General features: G+C 71.3%; 15 protein-coding genes. 8 read left to right on the forward strand and 7 right to left on the reverse strand.

The features are described from left to right. Positions 1 to 37 precede the first annotated feature (37 nt). Positions 38 to 520, forward strand: coding sequence for an META domain-containing protein (locus ICC28_RS33305; RefSeq protein WP_188292526.1), 483 nt, complete (start codon positions 38 to 40; stop codon positions 518 to 520). On the opposite strand, the gene ICC28_RS33310 is transcribed toward ICC28_RS33305, so the two are convergent. Genes ICC28_RS33310 through ICC28_RS33330 form a run of 5 tightly spaced genes read right to left on the reverse strand, consistent with a single transcriptional unit; the run spans position 475 to position 6,086 of the window. Further along, complete coding sequence (locus ICC28_RS33310) at positions 475 to 1,746, reverse strand: styrene monooxygenase/indole monooxygenase family protein (RefSeq protein ID WP_188292527.1); 1,272 nt, start codon at positions 1,744 to 1,746, stop codon at positions 475 to 477. The genes ICC28_RS33305 and ICC28_RS33310 overlap by 46 nt on opposite strands. Before the next feature lie 36 nt (positions 1,747 to 1,782). Next, on the reverse strand, positions 1,783 to 2,421 hold the full coding sequence (locus ICC28_RS33315) for a GTP-binding protein (RefSeq protein WP_188292528.1): 639 nt from the start codon (positions 2,419 to 2,421) through the stop codon (positions 1,783 to 1,785). After that, complete coding sequence (locus tag ICC28_RS33320) at positions 2,402 to 2,812, reverse strand: DUF742 domain-containing protein (RefSeq protein WP_188292529.1); 411 nt, start codon at positions 2,810 to 2,812, stop codon at positions 2,402 to 2,404. The genes ICC28_RS33315 and ICC28_RS33320 overlap by 20 nt, the downstream gene beginning before the upstream one ends. Continuing rightward, the gene (locus ICC28_RS33325) at positions 2,809 to 3,312 is read right to left on the reverse strand and encodes a roadblock/LC7 domain-containing protein (protein WP_188292530.1); all 504 of its coding nucleotides are present in this window, start codon (positions 3,310 to 3,312) and stop codon (positions 2,809 to 2,811) included. The genes ICC28_RS33320 and ICC28_RS33325 overlap by 4 nt, the downstream gene beginning before the upstream one ends. Continuing rightward, positions 3,309 to 6,086, reverse strand: coding sequence for a nitrate- and nitrite sensing domain-containing protein (locus ICC28_RS33330; RefSeq protein ID WP_317454146.1), 2,778 nt, complete (start codon positions 6,084 to 6,086; stop codon positions 3,309 to 3,311). Before ICC28_RS33330 ends, ICC28_RS33325 begins: the two co-directional genes overlap by 4 nt. Positions 6,087 to 6,455: 369 nt before the next feature. On the opposite strand from ICC28_RS33330, the gene ICC28_RS33335 reads away from it, so the two are divergent. Beyond that, positions 6,456 to 7,241 (forward strand): protein phosphatase 2C domain-containing protein, encoded by a 786-nt coding sequence (locus ICC28_RS33335; protein ID WP_188292532.1) that lies wholly within the window; start codon positions 6,456 to 6,458, stop codon positions 7,239 to 7,241. A 30-nt stretch (positions 7,242 to 7,271) separates the two neighbouring features. On the opposite strand, the gene ICC28_RS33340 is transcribed toward ICC28_RS33335, so the two are convergent. Next, positions 7,272 to 7,778, reverse strand: a complete 507-nt coding sequence (locus ICC28_RS33340) for a MarR family winged helix-turn-helix transcriptional regulator (protein WP_188292533.1) — start codon at positions 7,776 to 7,778, stop codon at positions 7,272 to 7,274. 262 nt (positions 7,779 to 8,040) lie between these two features. Beyond that, on the reverse strand, positions 8,041 to 10,455 hold the full coding sequence (gene lon, locus ICC28_RS33345; protein ID WP_188292534.1) for an endopeptidase La: 2,415 nt from the start codon (positions 10,453 to 10,455) through the stop codon (positions 8,041 to 8,043). A 194-nt stretch (positions 10,456 to 10,649) separates the two neighbouring features. Between lon and ICC28_RS33350 the strand changes: the two genes are divergently transcribed. The 6 genes from ICC28_RS33350 to ICC28_RS33375 all read left to right on the forward strand — a co-directional run bounded on the left by ICC28_RS33350 (position 10,650) and on the right by ICC28_RS33375 (position 20,131). Further along, complete coding sequence (locus tag ICC28_RS33350) at positions 10,650 to 11,327, forward strand: GNAT family N-acetyltransferase (protein ID WP_188292557.1); 678 nt, start codon at positions 10,650 to 10,652, stop codon at positions 11,325 to 11,327. A 497-nt stretch (positions 11,328 to 11,824) separates the two neighbouring features. Beyond that, on the forward strand, positions 11,825 to 13,354 hold the full coding sequence (locus ICC28_RS33355) for a sulfatase (protein WP_188292535.1): 1,530 nt from the start codon (positions 11,825 to 11,827) through the stop codon (positions 13,352 to 13,354). 63 nt (positions 13,355 to 13,417) lie between these two features. Further along, positions 13,418 to 14,095: a spermidine synthase gene (locus tag ICC28_RS33360; protein ID WP_188292536.1), complete on the forward strand. Its 678-nt coding sequence runs from the start codon at positions 13,418 to 13,420 to the stop codon at positions 14,093 to 14,095. Positions 14,096 to 14,229: 134 nt separating this feature from the next. After that, on the forward strand, positions 14,230 to 14,967 hold the full coding sequence (locus tag ICC28_RS33365) for a response regulator transcription factor (RefSeq protein WP_188292537.1): 738 nt from the start codon (positions 14,230 to 14,232) through the stop codon (positions 14,965 to 14,967). Further along, positions 14,964 to 16,070 carry an ATP-binding protein gene (locus tag ICC28_RS33370; protein WP_188292538.1) on the forward strand — a complete coding sequence of 369 codons (1,107 nt, stop codon included), beginning with the start codon at positions 14,964 to 14,966 and terminating at the stop codon, positions 16,068 to 16,070. The genes ICC28_RS33365 and ICC28_RS33370 overlap by 4 nt, the downstream gene beginning before the upstream one ends. 281 nt (positions 16,071 to 16,351) lie before the next feature. Next, positions 16,352 to 20,131, forward strand: a complete 3,780-nt coding sequence (locus tag ICC28_RS33375; RefSeq protein WP_188292539.1) for a multifunctional oxoglutarate decarboxylase/oxoglutarate dehydrogenase thiamine pyrophosphate-binding subunit/dihydrolipoyllysine-residue succinyltransferase subunit — start codon at positions 16,352 to 16,354, stop codon at positions 20,129 to 20,131. Positions 20,132 to 20,151 lie beyond the last annotated feature (20 nt).

A 20,151-nucleotide genomic window follows, 5' to 3' on the forward strand; every position in this document is an offset into this window, starting at 1 on the left:
CGCCGGGGGCACACGTCACAGGACCATGAAGCGAACCATGAGTGTCACGTGCGCCGTGCTCGCCGCGGCCGGTCTCTCCCTCGCCTCGGCGTCCGCCGCGACCCCGCGGCAGGTCGCCGACGCGGACCTGGGCGGGGTGCCGTGGGTGGCGGAGAGCATCACCGCGGACGGCGAGCGGTACCCCGCGCCGGAGGGCGTCGGGCTGCGGTTCGACACCGAGGCGGGCGTGGTCACCGCCCACGACGGCTGCAACCGCCTCGCGGGGCTCGCCGAGGCCGACCCCGCGGCGGGCACGGTGACCTTCGGCGAGGGCATGATGTCGACCGCGATCGCCTGCTACGGCCAGGAGTTCCAGCAGCGCTTCGTGGCATCCCTCCACGGGACGGTCCGCGCCCAGGTCACCTCCGGCACCCTCACCCTGAGCGGCGCGGACGGAAGCGTCCTCGTGCTGCGGGCCGGGGGCCCCGGTGAGGACTACGCGGGCTCGGCGCCGCCCGGGCTCGCGACCTCGCTCAGGTAGGCCTCGGTCTTCTCCGGCTCGTAGAAGAAGTTCTCGAAGTCGGCCGGGTCGTTGAAGGCGTTGGCGAAGCGGTCGGCGACCGGCTGGAGCTGTCCGGCGGCTCCGATGAGGTTGAGGATGTGCTCCGGCGGCGGGGCCAGCATCGCGTTGGTCCACTTGGTGACGTGCTGGGCGGTGTCCCAGTAGCGGTCGAAGGTGGCCCGCATCCACTCCTCGTCGAACTCCTTCTCGCCGCGCTCCAGGATCGAGGCCAGGTAGGCGGCCGCGCACTTGGAGGCGGAGTTGGAGCCCTGCCCGGTGATCGGGTCGTTCGCCACGACCACGTCGGCGACGCCGAGGACCAGACCGCCGCCGGGGAGACGGCCGATGGGGTTGCGGACGGTGGGCGCGTAGCGGCCCGCCAACGTGCCGCCCGCGTCGGTCAGTTCGACCTTCGTGGCCCGCGCGTACTCCCAGGGCGTGAACTTCTCCATGAGTTCCAGGGTCAGGGAGAGGTGCTCCGCCGGGTCCTTGACGCCGTTGAAGACGTCGAGCGGGCCGCCGGGTATGCCCTCCCAGAACAGGATGTCGGCGCGGCCGGAGGTGGTGAACGTCGGCATCACGAACAGCTCGCCCACGCCCGGGACCAGGTTGCAGCGGACCGCGTCCGTCTCCGGGTGCTCCGGGCGGGGGCCGAGACCGTGGACGTAGGCCACCGCGAGGGCGCGCTGCGGCTCGCTGTACGGCGAGCGCGACGCGTCCCGGCCGAACATCTGGACCAGCTCGCCCTTCCCGGCCGAGACCAGGACCAGGTCGTACGTACGGGAGAAGTAGTCGAGGTCGCCGACGGCCGCGCCGTGGATCACCAGTTGGCCGCCGCGCTGCGCGAACGTCTCCATCCAGCCTGCCATCTTCACCCGCTGGTCGACGGACTGGGCGTAGCCGTCGAGCCGGCCCAGCCAGTCGATCGCGCGGGCCGCGGGGCCCTCGCCCCAGGAGCCGGGTGCCGCCACCGAGACGCCGAGTCCTTCGATCTTCGGGGCCTGGGACTCCCAGAAGTTCAGCTGGAGGTCGCGCTCGTGCTGGAGTGCCGTGTGGAACATGCACTGCGTCGACATGACCCGGCCGGTGCGGATCTCGTCCGCGGTCCGGTTGGACATGAGGGTGACCTCGTACCCGTGCGACTGGAGTCCGAGGGCGAGCTGGAGACCGGACTGGCCGGCTCCGACGACGAGTATCTTCCGCATGCGGGTGGTGGCTCCTTGGTCGGCCCTGGTTGGGGGCTACTCGGGGGTTTCGTCGAGCGCGTGGCCCACCAGGGCCAGGAGGGTCTCGATCACCGAGATCCGGCGGCGCGCGTCCATGATCATGACAGGTATGTGCGCGGGGATCGTCAGCGCCTCACGCACGTCCTCCGGCTCGAACAGCTCGCTGTCGTCGAAGTGGTTGACCGCGACGACGTACGGCAGTCCGCAGCTCTCGAAGTAGTCCAGCGCGGGGAAGCAGTCCTTCAGGCGGCGGGTGTCGGCCAGCACGACCGCGCCGATCGCGCCGCGCACCAGGTCGTCCCACATGAACCAGAACCGCTGCTGGCCCGGCGTGCCGAACAGGTAGAGGACCAGGTCGTCGTCGAGCGTGAGCCGGCCGAAGTCCATGGCCACGGTCGTGGTCAGCTTCTCCGGCGTGGCGGTGAGGTCGTCGGTCGCCTCGCTCGCCTCGGTCATCAGCGCCTCGGTCTGCAGCGGCGTGATCTCCGAGACGGCGGTGACCAGCGTGGTCTTGCCGACGCCGAACCCGCCGGCCACGACTATCTTCGTGGCGACGGGAGCGCGGGTGCGGTCCGTCTGCCAGGGCTGTACGGGCCCCTCTTCTTCGAGGAGCGGGGAGACGCCGGGAGCGGCGTCAGAGACGACGGAGTCCACTCAGCACCCTTTCCAGCAGCGCGCGGTCCGGACGGCCCGTGCCGTGGCCGGTTCCGGTGCCGTAGACACGGATCTTTCCCTGGTCCGCGAGGTCGCTCAGCAGGACCCGGACCACGCCGAGCGGCATCTTCAGCAGCGCGGCGATCTCGGCCACCGTACGCATACGGCGGCACAGTTCGACGATGGCCCGCATCTCCGGCATGACCGTGGACTTGAGGGAACCATTCGTCAGTTCCTTGCGCTCCTGCGGGGCGTCCAGCGCCGCCACGAAGGTCTCCACCAGGAGCACGTGACCGAAGCGGGTACGACCGCCGGTGAGCGAGTAGGGGCGTACGCGGGCGGGTTTGCGGTCGCCACCGCGGACGGGGAGCTTCTTCGGCGCACTGCTCATCGGGCGCCCCCTGCCGTCGTGGTCTCCAGTGACTGCCGTAGCTCACTGCGGAGTTCAGGGGTGAGCACATGGCCGGCACGGCCCACGAACAGGGCCATGTGGTAGGCCACCACGCTCATGTCACAGTCCGCGGAGCCGTGCACGCCGAGCAGTGAGCCGTCGCTGATGGACATCACGAACAGGCCGCCCTCGTCCATGGCGACCATGGTGTGCTTCACCCCGCCGAACTCCATCAGGCGGGCGGCGCCGACGGTGAGGCTGCCGATGCCGGAGACGATGGTGGCGAGGTCGGCGGCGGAGCCGCGGGGGCCCGTGGGTTTCACTCCGCGGGATTCCCTGGCCGCCTCGTTTCGGCCCGGGTCCGAGGAGAGCAGGAGCAGGCCGTCCGATGAGACGACCGCTACTGACTCGATGCCCGGCACCTCCTCGACCAGGTTCGTCAGCAGCCAGTGCAGGTTACGGGCTTCACTGCTCAGTCCGAAGGTACTGGGCGCGGTCAACTGCTTGCCTCCTCGACTGTGCCCCCCGTGGCTTCTTCGGATTCGCCGACGGGCGACTTGGTCTGACCCGTCTGTTCTGCGATTTCTGCTTCTACGTGGCGGTAGCCGGCCTCCGCCCCCCGGCGGAAGCCGCCGAGGCGGCGGCGCAGGGCGTCGGCGTCCACGGAGGCGCTGCGCTGGCGGGGCGCGGCGGGCTGGGCTGTGATCTTGGGGGTGCGCTTGGGCAGGCCCTTGTCGGTGAGCTGTTCCTCGTCGTCCGCTCGGTCGTGTTCCGTCTCGGCTTCGCCTTCGACGGGTTCGGTCCCACCCGCACCACCCGTGCGGGTTTCGTTGTCGGGTGCGGGTGGCCCCTGTGGGGGTTCCTCGCCGTCGGCGGCCTCCGGTTCGGGGGCCGGCTCTACCGGTTCGTACGTCGGCTCTGCCGGTTCATGCTGCGGCTCTACCGGTTCGGGGGTCGGGTCGACCGGTGCCAGTAGTTCCATCGTCGTCTCCGACGGGCGGTCGTCCCGCAGGGCCTTTTCCGCCAGGGCCACCAGCGGGTCGCGGTCCGCGCGGCCGGCGGGCAGGACGTTGGAGTTGGCCTCCGCGTCCGCGCCCGGCAGGGTGACGGTGTGGGTGCCGCCGGTGACCGGGCCGCCGGTGGCCGGGACCGCGGACGGGGCGGCGGAGACCAGCAGGGACTGCGGGAGGACGACGACAGCCGCCACTCCGCCCTGCTTCTGCTTCCGCAACTGCACCCGCACACCGTGCCGGTGGGCGAGGCGGGCCACCACGTACAGGCCGAGCCCGAGTCCGTCCTCGCCCTCCTGGTCGTAGGAGGCCTCCGGGTCGAAGTCGTCGAGGCGGGAGTTGAGGCGGCTCAGGCGGTCGCTCGTCATGCCGATGCCCTCGTCCTGGACGGAGAGCATGACCTCGCCGTTCTCCAGGAGCCAGCCGGAGACGTCGACGCCGAGGTCCGGCGGGGAGAACGAGGTGGCGTTCTCCATGAGTTCGGCCAGCAGGTGCGAGAGGTCGTCCGCCGCGAAGCCCGCGATGTGCGCGTGCGGCGGCAGGGCGGCGATGCGGACCCGCTCGTAGCGCTCGATCTCGCTGACCGCCGCGCGGACCACGTCGACCAGCGGGACCGGGCCGGCACTGTGCTGGACGTGCTCGGTGCCGGCGAGGACGAGGAGGTTCTCGCTGTGCCGGCGCATGACGGTGGCGAAGTGGTCGAGCTTGAACAGGGTCGCCAGGCGGTCGGGGTCCTGCTCGCGCTCCTCCATGCTCTCGATGACGGCCAGTTGCCGCTCGACCAGGCCGAGCGTGCGCAGGGCCAGGTTGACGAAGGTGGAGCCGATGCTGGTGCGCAGGCGCTCCAGCTGGGCGGTGGACTCGGCGAGTTCGGCGCGCAGTTCCTCGCGGGCGTCGGCCATCTTCTGGCGCTGTCCGACGAGGTGCTTGCGGTCGGACTCCAGGGTGCCGATGCGCTCGTGCAGGGCGGCGGCGTGCGCGTGCAGGGCGTTGACCGAGTCGACGACCTTGGCGAACTCGTCCTTGCGGCCGGTGAACTTGACCGGTTCCTCGGCGGCCGGGTCCTCGGCTCCGGCCAGCCGCGCCGAGCCCAGGCGCAGCACGGCCAGCGGGCGGGTGAGGCTGCGGGCCATGCCGGTGGCGACGCCGATCGCGAGGAGTATCAGCACGCCGAGGACCGCGATACGGATCTCCAGCTCGGTGACGTCGTCGTCGCGCAGTTGGGCGAGGGCCTTGGTGCGGCGGTCGTGCAGGGCGGACTCGGCGCCGCGCATCAGGTCGACGCGGGCGGACAGGGCCGCCTCCAGCTTCTGCGGCTTGGTGCCGAGTTCCCCCTCGGAGAGGGTGGGCTGGTCGGTGAGGTCGGCGAGGTACTTGACGGCCGCCTCGGTCTCGGGGCCGGTGACCGTGGAGTTGTACGAGGCCACCGCCGCGTCGGGCGCGGTGTCGCGGAAGTCCGCGAGGGCGGCGTCGGAGCGCAGCCGGGCCTGCTGGGCGGCGGCGGTGAGCGCGTCCCGCTGCTTGGCGTCGGCCGGGGAGGAGGAGGTGACGGTGCTCGGCAGGCCGGTGATCGGGTCGATGACCGTCTGGGTGGTGCGCGGCACGTTGAGGGCGGCCAGCAGCAGTCCGCGGGTGGCGGCGGCCTGCTGGACGGCGGTGTCGAGTTCGGCGAGGGCATAGGCGCCGGAGCCCGCGCGGGGCGGCATGTCCTCGGCCAGCTGCTCGGCGAGCCGGTGGAGTTCGGCGAGGGTCGTGGAGTATGCCTCGTGGGTTTCCAGAGCGGTGCTCTTGCCGGTGAGCGCCGCTCTGCGTACGGCGGCGATGTCGTCCAGGTCCGCGCGCAGGGAGGCGGGGATGTCGGCGTCGGCGCGCAGCTCCTCGACCTGCCGGTCCACGCGGGCGCTGCGCTGCTCCGAGGGCGCCTTGTCCTCGGGGCGGCCGGCGGCGACGTAGGAGGTGACCTCGTCGCGCTCGTCGGCCAGCGAGTGGGCGAGCGCGAGGGCGCCCTCGGTCTGCTCGGAGAGGGTCACCAGGTCCTGGCTGTCGTGCACCTGCGCGGAGGCGGTCACGATCGAGGGGGCGCCGGCGGCGGCGATGGCGGCGGCCACGACGGCGACGGCGACGATGAGCCGGTTGCGCACGTGGGTGGGCCGGCCTTTTCCGGCTGTGACGGCGCCGGTCCCCACCGTGCTGCCGGGCGTGTGCTCCGGGCCCCCTGCGGAGGCCTTCTGCTTGCCTGAGCGACGAGGCCGCGTCTTCTGCACCGGTGCTCGCATTCCTGACTCGTGATACCCATGGGCCCGGGTGACGCTCCGTCAACTGGCGCACACGCCCGGTATGATCCCCGACCCTCCCAGCGCCGGTGTGCGGTGGTCGCACATCACCTGACCCGCCACCCGAAGGAGTGAACCCCGGAGGGGAGTTGGCGGGCAAGTTTCCCGGGCCGGTGCGGCCGCCGTGCGCGGCGGGCCGGTTGGACGTCGGCGGCGGGCGGTGGCAGTATTCGCCACCACGCCTTCCCGGACTGCACTATTCCACCCCAAAGCAGGCGCCTGACCTGCGGGGCTGCACCAATTCCCGGACGGTTGCCAGCCTTTGGCGAACCTTGTGAAGGGGTCGTGCAGACTGGCGGGATGCGCACGGAACTTGTCTCGGAGCCCAGTGATCCCGCCCACCCCAACGAGGACTTCGCCGGCGTCGGACTTCCCGCTTCGGGACAGGGCGGCGTCCTGGTCGCCCTCGACGGAGTGACCCCGCCCCGGGGCGGGACGGGCTGTCTGCATTCCGTGCCCTGGTTCACCGCGCGGCTCGGCGGGGCACTGACCGAACTGACCGTTTCACTCCCGGATGTTCCCCTCGCCGACGCCCTCTCCCTCGCCCTCGCGCGTACCGCCGGGGCCCACGCCGAAACCTGTGACCTTTCTCACCCACGCACACCGCAGGCAACGGTGGTCACGGCCCGCTGGTCACCCGGCACCGTCGAGTACCTGGTGCTGTCGGACTCGGCCCTGCTGGTGGAGTCCCCGGACGGCACGGTCACCCCGTACCTGGACGACCGCCTCGCCCTCCTTCCGCGTTCCGCCCTGGCCACGGACGCGCTGATCGACGCGAACCTCCGGAACAAGGAAGGCGGCTTCTTCACGGCCGCGGCCGACCCTGCCGTGGCGGAGCGGGCGGTGACGGGGACCCTGCCGCGCTCCGGGGTCCGCGCGCTGGCCGCGCTGACGGATGGGGCGGCGCGGTGGGTGGAGACGTTCGGGGAGGGCGACTGGGCGGACTGCTTCGGCGTGATCCGCAAGGAGGGGGCGCAGGCGCTGGTCGACCGGGTGCGGGCGCTGGAACTCGGGGACGCGGAGCGGACGTTCCTGGGGCGGAGCAAGACGCACGACGACGCGACGGTGGTGTTCGTGGAGTTCTGAGCGGAGCTCCGGGGCGGGCGCCGCCCCGGCTCAGCTCTGCCCCTCCATCTCCTGGTTGAGCTGGTTCAGCAGCCGGGCCAGTTCCGAGACCTCGCGGGGGTCCCAGCCGGAGAGCCGGCGGGCGTAGCGGGCGCGGCGGGCCGCGCGGACCTTGCTCACCCTGCTGCGGCCCTCCTCGGTGAGGTGGACCAGCCAGGCGCGGCCGTCGGCCGGGTCGGGCTCGCGGGCGACCAGGCCGAGTTCCTCCAGGGCGCGCAGTTGGCGGGACATGGTGGCCTTGCCGACGCCGATGTAGGCGGCGAGCTCGGTGGCCCGCTGCCGACCGCACTCGTCCAGCCGGATCAGCAGTCCGTACGCGGCGGACTCCAGGTCCGGGTGGACCTCGCGGGCCATCTCGCCCTGGCTGGCCCGCGCCCGGCGCAGCAGCACCGTCAGCTCGCGCTCCAGGGACAGAAACTCGGGCTGGTTCACGCCCACGCCCGCTCCGAACGTCCCGGATGCGACGCGACGTCCGTCGCCGTTGCCCTCTTCGCGCACGTCAGCCCCTGCCTCGGTTTCCCGGTCCTGAAGGTTTCCGGTCCTGAAGATTTCCGGTGCTGAAAGTTTCAGGACCGGAAAGTTTCCGTCAACGCTGTCATCCGCCCAGCTCCGTCAGTATTTCGCAGGCTCAGACCAACGGCAGCCTCCAGCCCTCCGGCTCCGGACTGCGGGCCTGTGCGGCCCACGGCTGACCCGTACGAGGAAGGCCCGGGCCTCCCTCACGAGAACCCGGGCCTTCCCCTTCATCCGATGGCGTCCGTCACGCCGCCACCGGAACCTCCGACTCCGCGCCGTTCACGGCCGGCGACAGGGCCAGCTCCAGGACCTGGCGTACGTCCGTCACGGCGTGGACGTCGAGCTTGTCCAGCACCTCGGCGGGGACGTCGTCCAGGTCGGGCTCGTTGCGCTTGGGGATGATCACCGTGGTGACGCCCGCCCGGTGCGCGGCGAGGAGCTTCTGCTTCACACCGCCGATGGGCAGCACCCGCCCCGTCAGCGAGACCTCTCCCGTCATCGCCACGTCCGTACGGACCAGGCGGCCCGACAGCAGCGAGGCGAGGGCCGTGGTCATCGTGATGCCCGCGCTCGGGCCGTCCTTCGGCACCGCGCCGGCCGGGAAGTGGATGTGCACGCCCCGGTCCTTCAGGTCGCCGACCGGCAGTTCCAGTTCCGCCCCGTGCGACCGGAGGAAGCTCAGCGCGATCTGCGCCGACTCCTTCATCACGTCGCCCAGCTGGCCGGTGAGCGTCAGGCCCGCCGCGCCCGTCTCCGGGTCGGCCAGGGACGCCTCGACGAACAGGACGTCACCGCCGGCGCCCGTGACCGCGAGGCCGGTCGCCACGCCCGGGACCGCCGTGCGGCGCTCCGCCGGGTCCTGCGCGGACTCGGGCACGTGGTGCGGGCGTCCGATCAGGTCCCGCAGGTCAGCGTCGGTGACGGTGAACGGCAGCTCCCGCTCGCCCAGTTCGTGCTGGGCCGCGACCTTGCGCAGCAGCCGGGCGACGGAGCGCTCCAGGTTCCGCACGCCCGCCTCGCGGGTGTACTCGCCGGCGAGCTTGCGCAGCGCGCTCTCGTCGAGGGTGACCTCGTCCTTGTCCAGGCCCGCGCGCTCCAACTGGCGCGGGAGCAGGTGTTCGCGGGCGATGACGACCTTCTCGTCCTCGGTGTAGCCGTCGAGGCGGACCAGCTCCATACGGTCGAGCAGGGCCTCCGGGATGGCCTCCAGGACGTTGGCGGTGGCGAGGAAGACCACGTCGGACAGGTCCAGCTCGACCTCCAGGTAGTGGTCCCGGAAGGTGTGGTTCTGCGCCGGGTCCAGTACCTCCAGCAGGGCGGCGGCGGGGTCACCGCGGAAGTCCGAGCCGACCTTGTCGATCTCGTCCAGGAGGACGACCGGGTTCATCGAGCCGGCCTCCTTGATCGCGCGGACGATACGGCCGGGCAGCGCGCCGACGTAGGTGCGCCGGTGGCCGCGGATCTCCGCCTCGTCCCGGACGCCGCCGAGGGCGACGCGGACGAACTTGCGGCCCATGGCGTGGGCGACGGACTCGCCGAGCGAGGTCTTGCCGACGCCGGGCGGACCGACGAGGGCCAGGACGGCACCGCCGCGCCGGCCGCCCACGACCCCCAGGCCGCGGTCGTTACGGCGCTTGCGCACCGCCAGGTACTCGGTGATCCGCTCCTTGACGTCCTCCAGGCCCGCGTGCTCGGCGTCGAGGACGGACTTGGCGCCCTGGATGTCGTAGGCGTCCTCCGTCCTTTCGTTCCACGGGAGTTCGAGGACGGTGTCCAGCCAGGTGCGGATCCAGGAGCCCTCGGGGGACTGGTCGCTGGACCGCTCCAGCTTGTCGACCTCCTTCAGGGCCGCCGTGCGGACCTTCTCGGGCAGGTCGGCGGCCTCGACCCGGGCGCGGTAGTCGTCGGACTCCTCGCCCTCGGCCTCGCCGTTCAGCTCGCGCAGTTCCTTGCGGACGGCTTCGAGCTGGCGGCGCAGCAGGAACTCGCGCTGCTGCTTGTCGACGCCCTCCTGGACGTCCTTGGCGATGGTCTCGGCGACGTCCTGCTCGGCGAGGTGGTCGCGCAGGTGCTGGGTGGCGAGCTTGAGGCGGGCGACCGGGTCGGCGGTCTCCAGCAGTTCCACCTTCTGCTCGGTGGTGAGGAAGGGCGAGTAGCCGGAGTTGTCGGCGAGGGCGGAGACGTCGTCGATGGCCTGCACACGGTCCACGACCTGCCAGGCGCCGCGCTTGCGCAGCCAGGCGGTGGCCAGGGCCTTGTACTCCTTGACCAGCTCGGTGACGTGTCCGGGCAGCGGGTCGGGCACGCTCTCGTCGATCCGCGTGGCCTCGACCCAGAGCGCGGCACCCGGGCCGGTCGTCCCGGAGCCGATGCGCACCCGGCCGCGGCCGCGGATCAGCGCGCCCGGGTCGCCGTCGGCGAGCCGGCCGACTTGCTCGACGGTGCCGAGCACGCCGGTGCCCGCGTAGGCGCCGTCGATGCGCGGGACCAGGAGCACCTTCGGCTTTCCGGGTTCCGAGCGGGCGGCGGCCTGGGCGGCCTCCACGGCGGCACGTACATCGGCGTCGTTCAGATCGAGAGGGACCACCATCCCGGGCAGCACGACCTCGTCGTCGAGCGGCAGAACAGGCAGGGTGAGCGGTGTGGACGTCGAAGCCATGATCTCCCCTTCGGCAGTCAAGTTGAGTTGTCTCGACTCAATGTAGGTACTGCCGACTCAATGCATGACAGCGCATGAATGTTCCCCGGGTGCTGTTCGCTGTGAGCGATCACCTGTGTCGCTACGGGCACCGAGGCCCGTATCGTCGATCAAGTAATAGTCAGATGCGCATTTCAGTCATTACAGGGGGCATGGTGAACGACATCGTCCGGGCCTGGGTCGACGGCTGGGTCGTCTCGCGCGGGGCGGCGCCCCCGGCCGCCGAGCCCTGGGGCTGGACGATCGACGTGGGTCACCTGGAGCACGCCTCCCGGCATGTCCTCGGCGCGGTGAACGAGGGCGTGGAGGAGGCGGTCGTACGCAAGGTCGCGGACTCGGTGACCGGGGCCGGGGTCTGGCTGAAGGCGTTCCGGGACCCGTCCGAGACGGCGGCATGGCTGGACGGCGCCTGGTGGATCGACCCCGAGCCCGGCTACCTGATGTCGGTCCCCCTGGAGGCGTCCGCCGCTCCCCCGCCCGCGCCCGACGGCCACCGGCTGCGCCGATGGCAGGTCGGCGGGACGACCCGGGTGATGATCGCCGCCCCGGACGGCTCGCTCGCGGCCCGCGGCCAGATCGCCGTGACCGGCCCGACCGCGGTCGCCGACCAGATCGAGACGGCCCCCGCACACCGCCGCAAGGGCCTGGGCAGCGTGGTGATGCGCACCCTCCAGCACGCGGCCGCCGAACAGGGCGCCCGCACCGGCGTCCTGGCCGGAACCCCGGCCGGGCGAGCGCTGTACGCCTCACTGGGCTGGCGGACGGTGGCACCCCTGACGAGCGCGAAGTTCCTGGGGAGGGGCGGGGAAACGGCCGGGCGGGAGGCCTCGTAGCGGACCGCTTCCGGAACTCTCGGGGGCCCGTGCCGGACAGCGCGGGATCCACCGCACGGCGCTGACCGGGCGCGGGACGGGCCGGGACTGCCCCGACAAGATCTGCGGCACCTGCCCGCCGCAGGACGGGCGCGCTGTCGTCGGAGGCGTGGACGTGCGGGTACGTGACCCGTGGATGTGCGGGTACGTGACACCGCGGGCGGCGGCCGGCGCGGCGCGGGCGGCAACCGGCGCACGGCAGATGCCCCTGCCGCCCGGGTTTCACGGCGGTGACCACGACCACGCCGTACGTCTGGAACCCCGCCCCACGACAACCCCTCAAAGTCTCCGAGACGTTCTCGCGGACGCCGTGGTCCGAAGCCCCGCCCCGCGGTAGCCCCACCACGCCTCCGAGGCGTTCCCGCGACGGAGTTCACCGGCACCCGCCCCGGACTGCGGGCCCGCTCACGGCTGCGACCATGGAGCCGCACGGAATGCACGGGGACTTGGGGAAGCACATGAGCGAAGGACAGCGGCGGGGGCCGGCCAGGCGGGCGCTGATCGCGGGGGGCGTGGTGGCGGCGACGGGGGCCGCGATCCCGCTCGTCAGCAGCGCCCTCGGCGGCGGGACGGGCGGCGGGGCCCGGACGCCGGGCGCCGCCGAGGCCGTACCGGCGGCGAGCCGGAGCTCCTCGCCGGCCCCGGCGCCGCCGCCGGTCCGCACGGCGCCGCCCACGCCGTACCGCCGCCCCCGCTCCGACGACCGGCCCAACATCCTGCTGGTGCTCACCGACGACCAGCCGAAGGAGACGGACTGGGCGCTGCGGCAGACCGTCGACTGGCTCGGCGGGGACGGCGTCGAGTTCGTGCGGGCGCACGCCAACACCCCGCTGTGCGCGCCCTCCCGCGCCTCGGTCATGTCGGGCCGGCACGCCCACAACCACGGCCTGCTCGACACCCGGCACCCGCACCATCTGGACCAGCGCACGACCGTGCAGCGCCGACTGCACGAAGCCGGTTACCGCACCGGCCTGTTCGGCAAGTACCTCAACTTCTGGCCCACCGGGCAGAATCCGCCGCACTTCGACGAGTGGCTCCTGCAGGAGCCGGTCAGGTACTACAACGGCCATTACAACGACAACGGCACCGTCCGCACGATCCCCGGCTACAACACGAAGGTCATCAAGGACCGCGCGCTCGCCTTCATGGAGGCCTCCCGCGTCGACCGCCGCCCCTGGTTCGCCTTCGTCGCCACCCGCTCGCCGCACGAGGTGAACATCGCGGAACGCCGGTACGCGCACACGCGCGTGCCCGAGTGGGAGGGCAGGCCGTCGGTGTTCGAGCCGGGCAAGGCGGACAAGCCTCCCTTCCTGCGCGCCGCCCGTCACTCCTTCGGCCAGGGAAAGGCGCTGCGGGAAGCCCAGTTGCGCACCCTGCTCTCCGTGGACGACGCGATGCGCGACTTCCGTGACAAGCTGCGCGCGCTGGGCCAACTGGAGAACACTCTCGTCATCTTCACCAGCGACCACGGCCTGTGCTGGGGCGACCACGGCTGGTTGCGCAAGTCGGTGCCGTACCGCCCGAGTCTGGAGGTGCCCTTCCGGCTGTCCTGGCCGGCCCGGGGGCTCGACACGGGCCGTACGGACGACCGGCTCACCGGGCTCGTTGACCTCGCGCCCACGTTCCTCGACGCGGCCGGCCTGCCGCCCGACCCGGGCCACGACGGCCACTCGCTCCTCGACCCGCGCAACGACCGGACGTACCTGCTGGCCGAGTGGTGGTGGAACCAACAGGACCCGAAGCCGATCCACACCTGGGCCTCGTACATCGGCAAGGCGGAGCAGTACACCGAGTACTACCGCACCCGCCTCGACGACCGCGGCCGGCCGACGAAGGGCGACGGCCGGGTCCTCTTCCGCGAGTACTACGACCTGCACACCGACCCCTACCAGCTGACGAACCTGCTCCACCGGGCGGACGCGGGGCAGGAACGCAGGCTCGGCATCGAGGGGTTGGCGCGGGAGCTGGCGGCGGCGAGGCGCTCGTAGGAGCCCCGGCCGAGCCCCCGGCAAATCCCTGTGACAGCACCGCCGACCTGCCAGGATGGACCGATGCCCACCGCCAACGACACCCCCGAAGTCCTGGACCGTCGCGAGGGTCCGCACGGCGAGGTCGTGCTGCGCCGGCACGGCGAGCTGCTCCAGATCATCGTCAACGGCTGTTTCCTGATGGACACCTCCGACGGCCGGTCGGAGCGGCGGCTGGTCGACGCGGCGCTCGACGCCCTCGACGGCCGGCCGTCGCCGAGCGTGCTGATCGGCGGGCTCGGCGTGGGGTTCTCGCTCGCACATGCCGCCGCGAACCCCCGGTGGGGCCGGATCGCCGTCGTCGAGCGCGAACGCGCCGTCATCGACTGGCATCTCACCGGCCCGCTCTCCGTGCTCTCCGCCCCGGCCCTGGCCGACGCGCGCACCGAGATCCTCGAAACGGACCTGGTCAGATACGTCAATGAGACATACGACACGTTCGACGCGCTGTGTCTCGACATCGACAACGGGCCCGACTGGACCGTCACCGAAGGAAACCACGGGCTGTACTCGGCCGCCGGACTGGCGGACTGCGCACGGGTGTTGAGGCCCGGCGGAGTGCTCGCCGTATGGTCCGCGCAGCCCTCTCCGGAATTCGAAGAAACCTTGCGGAATGCCGGGTTCCAGCAGGTGCGTACCGAAGAGATCCCCGTTGCCCGGGGCGTTCCCGACGTCGTGCACATCGGCGTCGGACCTGGATAGCCGAGCTGCGGCGACTCCCCGTACGCTGCTTCCCTGGCGCGGATCATTCAAGCGTCAATCGCAGGCATGCGCAGACATGTGCCAGACAAACGGATCACCCCACGGATTCCGGAAAGCAACTTCAGGGGCGGGCGATGGAGCAGACACACACCTCCCACAACGGCACGGCGGCGACCCCCGGCGCTCAGCGTCGGGTCCTGGTGGTCGAGGACGATCAGACCATCGTGGACGCCATCGCGGCCCGCCTGCGCGCCGAGGGGTTCCTCGTGCAGACCGCGGGCGACGGGCCGGCGGCCGTCGACACGGCGGAGGCCTGGCAGCCCGACCTGCTGATCCTCGACATCATGCTGCCGGGCTTCGACGGCCTGGAGGTCTGCCGCCGCGTACAGGCCGCCCGGCCGGTGCCCGTGCTGATGCTGACCGCGCGCGACGACGAGACCGACATGCTGGTCGGGCTCGGCGTCGGCGCCGACGACTACATGACCAAGCCGTTCTCGATGCGGGAGCTGGCGGCACGCGTGCACGTACTGCTGCGCCGGGTGGAGCGGGCGGCGCTCGCCGCGACGACCCCCCGGAGCGGCATCCTGCGCCTGGGCGAGCTGGAGATCGACCACGCGCAGCGCAGGGTGCGGGTGCGCTCGGAGGACGTCCATCTGACGCCCACCGAGTTCGACCTGCTCGTCTGCCTGGCGAACACCCCGCGCGCGGTGCTCTCGCGCGAGCAGTTGCTCGCGGAGGTGTGGGACTGGGCGGACGCCTCCGGCACCCGTACCGTCGACAGCCACATCAAGGCCCTGCGCCGGAAGATCGGCGCCGAGCGGATCCGCACCGTGCACGGTGTGGGCTACGCCCTGGAGACCCCGACGCCATGAGCGGCGGGCCGCCCGCGCGGAAAGCCCCCGGGGAGCCCTGGGGCGGGGTACGTCCGTTCTCGGTCAAGACCAAGCTGGGTGCACTGGTCGTCGTCTCGGTGCTGATCACCACCGGTCTGCTGATGATCGCCGCGCGCACCGAGACGGAGCTGCGCTTCATCACGGTGTTCTCGATGATCGCCACGCTGCTGATCACACAGTTCGTGGCGCACTCGCTGACCGCCCCGCTGGACGAGATGAACGCGGTGGCCCGGTCCATCTCGCACGGCGACTACACGCGCCGGGTGCGGGAGAACCGCCGGGACGAGCTGGGCGACCTGGCCGAGACGATCAACCGTATGGCCGACGAGCTGGAGGCCCAGGACCGCCAGCGCAAGGAGCTCGTCGCGAACGTCTCGCACGAGCTGCGCACCCCCATCGCGGGCCTGCGGGCGGTCCTGGAGAACATCGTCGACGGTGTCACCGAGGCCGACCCCGAGACGATGCGCACGGCGCTGAAGCAGACGGACCGGCTGGGCCGGCTGGTGGAGACGCTGCTGGACCTGTCCCGGCTGGACAACGGCGTCGTGCCGCTGCGCAGGCGCCGTTTCGAGGTGTGGCCGTACCTGTCGGGCGTGCTGAAGGAGGCCGGCATGGTGGCGTCCGCGCGCGCGGGCATGGCCTCGGGCTCCGGCAGCCACACGCGTACGGACGTGCATCTGCACCTGGACGTCTCGCCGCCGGAGCTGACCGCGCACGCGGACCCCGAGCGCATCCACCAGGTCGTGGCGAATCTCATCGACAACGCGGTCAAGCACAGCCCGGCGCACGGCCGGGTGACCGTCAGGGCCCGGCGCGGGAGCCTGCCGGAGTCGCTGGAGCTGGAGGTCCTGGACGAGGGGCCGGGCATCCCGAAGTCGGAGTGGCACCGGGTGTTCGAGCGGTTCAACCGGGGTGCGGTGAGCGCTCCGCACGGGCCGGGCAGCGACGGCGGCACGGGCCTGGGCCTGGCCATCGCGCGCTGGGCCGTCGATCTGCACGGCGGCAGGATCGGAGTGGCCGAATCCGATCGGGGTTGCCGGATTCTTGTCACTCTTCCGGGAGAGCCTTCTCTGCCAAGTTGACGTAAAGTTCGAGGCGGAGCCCCAAGATCCACGGGCGTCCGGGCAGCCGGACACGTGTGATCAGGCAGAGGCCCGCGCCTTCCGTGCGCCGGGTCCCGGTCGACGCTTCCCTGACGCACCGGAACCACGCTTGTTTCCCGCCATTTCCAGGACCGAAACACGCTTTCCGATGTGACTTACGCGACGATGAACGGGCCCGGACTGACCTTCTCGGTGATGGAGGCGTAGCCTTTATTCCCGCTGTCCATCACCTTGTGAAGCGGAAGAGGGCGGTTGCCGCCGTGTCGCCACAGTCCCCCAGTAACTCATCGAGCATCTCGACCGACACCGACCAAGCGGGCAAGAACCCCGCTGCCGCGTTCGGACCCAATGAGTGGCTCGTCGACGAGATCTATCAGCAGTACCTCCAGGACCCGAACTCGGTGGACCGAGCCTGGTGGGACTTCTTCGCCGACTACAAGCCGGGGGCGCCCGCCGCCCCCGCGCCCGCCACGCAGGCGCCGGCCCCGGCGGCCCCCGCCGCTCCGGCCGCCCCCGCGGCTCCGTCGGTGCCCGCACCGGCTCCCTCGGCCCCGAAGCCCGCGGCCGCGGCTCCCCAGCAGGCCGCCGCCCCGGCTCCGGCCCAGGCGAAGCCCGCCGCCAAGCCGGCTGCCAAGCCGGCCGCGCAGGCCGCGCCCGCCGCCGAGGCCCCGGCCGGTCCCGAGCTGGTGACGCTGCGCGGTCCGGCCGCCGCCGTCGCGAAGAACATGAACGCCTCGCTGGAGGTGCCCACGGCCACGTCCGTGCGCGCGGTCCCGGTGAAGCTGCTCTTCGACAACCGCATCGTCATCAACAACCACCTCAAGCGGGCCCGGGGCGGGAAGATCTCCTTCACCCACCTCATCGGCTACGCGATGGTGCAGGCCATCAAGGCCATGCCGTCGATGAACTACTCCTTCGCGGAGAAGGACGGCAAGCCGACCCTGGTCAAGCCGGAGCACATCAACTTCGGCCTCGCCATCGACCTGGTGAAGCCCAACGGCGACCGCCAGCTGGTCGTCGCGGGCATCAAGAAGGCCGAGACGCTGAACTTCTTCGAGTTCTGGCAGGCCTACGAGGACATCGTCCGCCGCGCCCGCGAGGGCAAGCTCGGCATGGACGACTTCACCGGGGTGACGGTCTCCCTGACCAACCCCGGCGGCCTGGGCACCGTCCACTCGGTGCCGCGTCTGATGCCCGGTCAGTCGGTCATCATGGGCGTCGGCTCCATGGACTACCCGGCGGAGTTCCAGGGCACCTCCCAGGACACCCTGAACAAGCTCGGCATCTCCAAGGTCATGACGCTCACGTCGACCTACGACCACCGGGTCATCCAGGGCGCCGCCTCCGGCGAGTTCCTGCGGATCGTCGCCAACCTCCTGCTCGGCGAGAACGGCTTCTACGACGAGGTCTTCGAGTCGCTGCGCATCCCCTACGAGCCGGTCCGCTGGCTCAAGGACATCGACGCGTCCCACGACGACGACGTCACCAAGGCCGCCCGCGTCTTCGAGCTGATCCACTCCTACCGGGTCCGCGGCCACGTCATGGCCGACACCGACCCGCTGGAGTACCGCCAGCGCAAGCACCCCGACCTGGACATCACCGAGCACGGCCTCACCCTGTGGGACCTGGAGCGCGAGTTCGCGGTCGGCGGCTTCGCCGGCAAGTCGCTGATGAAGCTGCGCGACATCCTCGGCGTGCTGCGCGACTCGTACTGCCGCACCACCGGCGTCGAGTTCATGCACATCCAGGACCCCAAGCAGCGCAAGTGGATCCAGGACCGCATCGAGCGCGCGCACACCAAGCCGGAGCGCGAGGAGCAGCTGCGCATCCTGCGCCGGCTGAACGCGGCGGAGGCCTTCGAGACCTTCCTGCAGACGAAGTACGTCGGCCAGAAGCGCTTCTCGCTGGAGGGCGGCGAGTCCGTCATCCCGCTGCTGGACGCGGTCCTCGACTCCGCCGCCGAGTCCCGTCTGGACGAGGTCGTCATCGGCATGGCCCACCGCGGCCGGCTGAACGTCCTGGCGAACATCGTCGGCAAGTCGTACGCGCAGATCTTCCGCGAGTTCGAGGGCAACCTCGACCCGAAGTCGATGCACGGCTCCGGCGACGTGAAGTACCACCTGGGCGCCGAGGGCACCTTCACCGGCCTGGACGGCGAGCAGATCAAGGTCTCCCTGGTCGCGAACCCCTCGCACCTGGAGGCGGTGGACCCGGTCCTGGAGGGCGTCGCGCGCGCCAAGCAGGACATCATCAACAAGGGCGGCACGGACTTCACGGTCCTGCCGGTGGCCCTGCACGGCGACGCGGCCTTCGCGGGCCAGGGCGTGGTGGCCGAGACCCTGAACATGTCGCAGCTGCGGGGCTACCGCACCGGCGGCACGGTCCACATCGTCATCAACAACCAGGTCGGCTTCACGGCGGCTCCCGAGTCGTCGCGCTCCTCGATGTACGCCACCGACGTGGCGCGCATGATCGAGGCGCCGATCTTCCACGTGAACGGCGACGACCCCGAGGCGGTCGTCCGCGTTGCCCGGCTGGCGTTCGAGTTCCGTCAGGCGTTCAACAAGGACGTCGTGATCGACCTCATCTGCTACCGCCGCCGCGGTCACAACGAGTCGGACAACCCGGCGTTCACCCAGCCGCTGATGTACGACCTGATCGACAAGAAGCGCTCGGTGCGCAAGCTCTACACCGAGTCCCTCATCGGTCGCGGCGACATCACCCTGGAAGAGGCCGAGCAGGCGCTGCAGGACTACCAGGGCCAGCTGGAGAAGGTCTTCACCGAGGTCCGCGAGGCCACCTCGCAGCCGTCCTCGGTCGAGCCCTCGGACCCGCAGGCCGAGTTCCCGGTGGCCGTGAACACCGCGGTCTCCGCCGAGGTCGTCAAGCGGATCGCCGAGTCCCAGGTCAACGTCCCGGACCACATCACCGTCCACCCGCGTCTGCTGCCGCAGCTGCAGCGCCGCGCGACGATGGTCGAGGACGGCACGATCGACTGGGGCATGGGCGAGACCCTCGCCATCGGTTCGCTGCTCCTGGAGGGCGTCCCGGTCCGCCTCGCCGGCCAGGACTCCCAGCGCGGCACCTTCGGCCAGCGCCACGCGGTGATCATCGACCGCGAGACGGGCGACGAGTTCACGCCGCTGATGTACCTCTCCGAGGACCAGGCGCGGCTGAACGTCTACAACTCCCTGCTGTCCGAGTACGCGGCGATGGGCTTCGAGTACGGCTACTCGCTGGCCCGCCCCGAGTCCCTGGTGATGTGGGAGGCGCAGTTCGGCGACTTCGTCAACGGCGCCCAGACGGTCGTGGACGAGTTCATCTCGTCGGCGGAGCAGAAGTGGGGCCAGACGAGCGGCGTCACGCTGCTCCTCCCGCACGGCTACGAGGGTCAGGGTCCGGACCACTCCTCGGCCCGCCCGGAGCGGTTCCTCCAGCTCTGCGCGCAGAACAACATGACGGTCGCGATGCCGACCCTGCCGTCGAACTACTTCCACCTCCTGCGGTGGCAGGTGCACAACCCGCACCACAAGCCGCTGGTCGTCTTCACCCCGAAGTCGATGCTGCGTCTGAAGGCCGCGGCGTCGAAGGCGGAGGAGTTCACGACGGGCCAGTTCCGCCCGGTCATCGGCGACACCACGGTGGACCCGGCCGCGGTCCGGAAGGTCGTCTTCTGCGCCGGCAAGGTCTACTACGACCTGGAGGCCGAGCGTCAGAAGCGCGGCGCCACGGACACGGCGATCATCCGCATCGAGCGCCTGTACCCGCTGCCGGGTGCCGAGCTCCAGGCCGAGATCGCCAAGTACCCGAACGCCGAGAAGTACCTGTGGGCCCAGGAGGAGCCGGCGAACCAGGGTGCGTGGCCGTTCATCGCCCTGAACCTCATCGACCACCTGGACCTGGCGGTCGGCGCGGAGGTCCCGCACGGCGAGCGCCTGCGGCGCATCTCCCGTCCGCACGGCTCGTCCCCGGCGGTCGGCTCCGCCAAGCGCCACCAGGCCGAGCAGGAGCAGCTGGTGCGTGAGGTGTTCGAGGCGTAAGCCTCACCGGCACGCTCGAA

The sequence above is a fragment of the Streptomyces sp. TRM68416 genome (assembly GCF_014596915.1).
In the GTDB taxonomy this organism is placed as follows: domain Bacteria; phylum Actinomycetota; class Actinomycetes; order Streptomycetales; family Streptomycetaceae; genus Streptomyces.

What these genes read in the sequence shown, in the direction of transcription:
- ICC28_RS33335 (WP_188292532.1), top strand. Translation starts at nt 6,456, where the DNA reads ATGCGCACGGAACTTGTCTCGGAGCCCAGTGATCCCGCCCACCCCAAC.
- ICC28_RS33370 (WP_188292538.1), top strand. Translation starts at nt 14,964, where the DNA reads ATGAGCGGCGGGCCGCCCGCGCGGAAAGCCCCCGGGGAGCCCTGGGGC.
- ICC28_RS33355 (WP_188292535.1), top strand. Translation starts at nt 11,825, where the DNA reads ATGAGCGAAGGACAGCGGCGGGGGCCGGCCAGGCGGGCGCTGATCGCG.
- ICC28_RS33365 (WP_188292537.1), top strand. Translation starts at nt 14,230, where the DNA reads ATGGAGCAGACACACACCTCCCACAACGGCACGGCGGCGACCCCCGGC.
- lon (WP_188292534.1), bottom strand. Translation starts at nt 10,455, where the DNA reads ATGGCTTCGACGTCCACACCGCTCACCCTGCCTGTTCTGCCGCTCGAC.
- ICC28_RS33360 (WP_188292536.1), top strand. Translation starts at nt 13,418, where the DNA reads ATGCCCACCGCCAACGACACCCCCGAAGTCCTGGACCGTCGCGAGGGT.
- ICC28_RS33320 (WP_188292529.1), bottom strand. Translation starts at nt 2,812, where the DNA reads ATGAGCAGTGCGCCGAAGAAGCTCCCCGTCCGCGGTGGCGACCGCAAA.
- ICC28_RS33305 (WP_188292526.1), top strand. Translation starts at nt 38, where the DNA reads ATGAGTGTCACGTGCGCCGTGCTCGCCGCGGCCGGTCTCTCCCTCGCC.
- ICC28_RS33310 (WP_188292527.1), bottom strand. Translation starts at nt 1,746, where the DNA reads ATGCGGAAGATACTCGTCGTCGGAGCCGGCCAGTCCGGTCTCCAGCTC.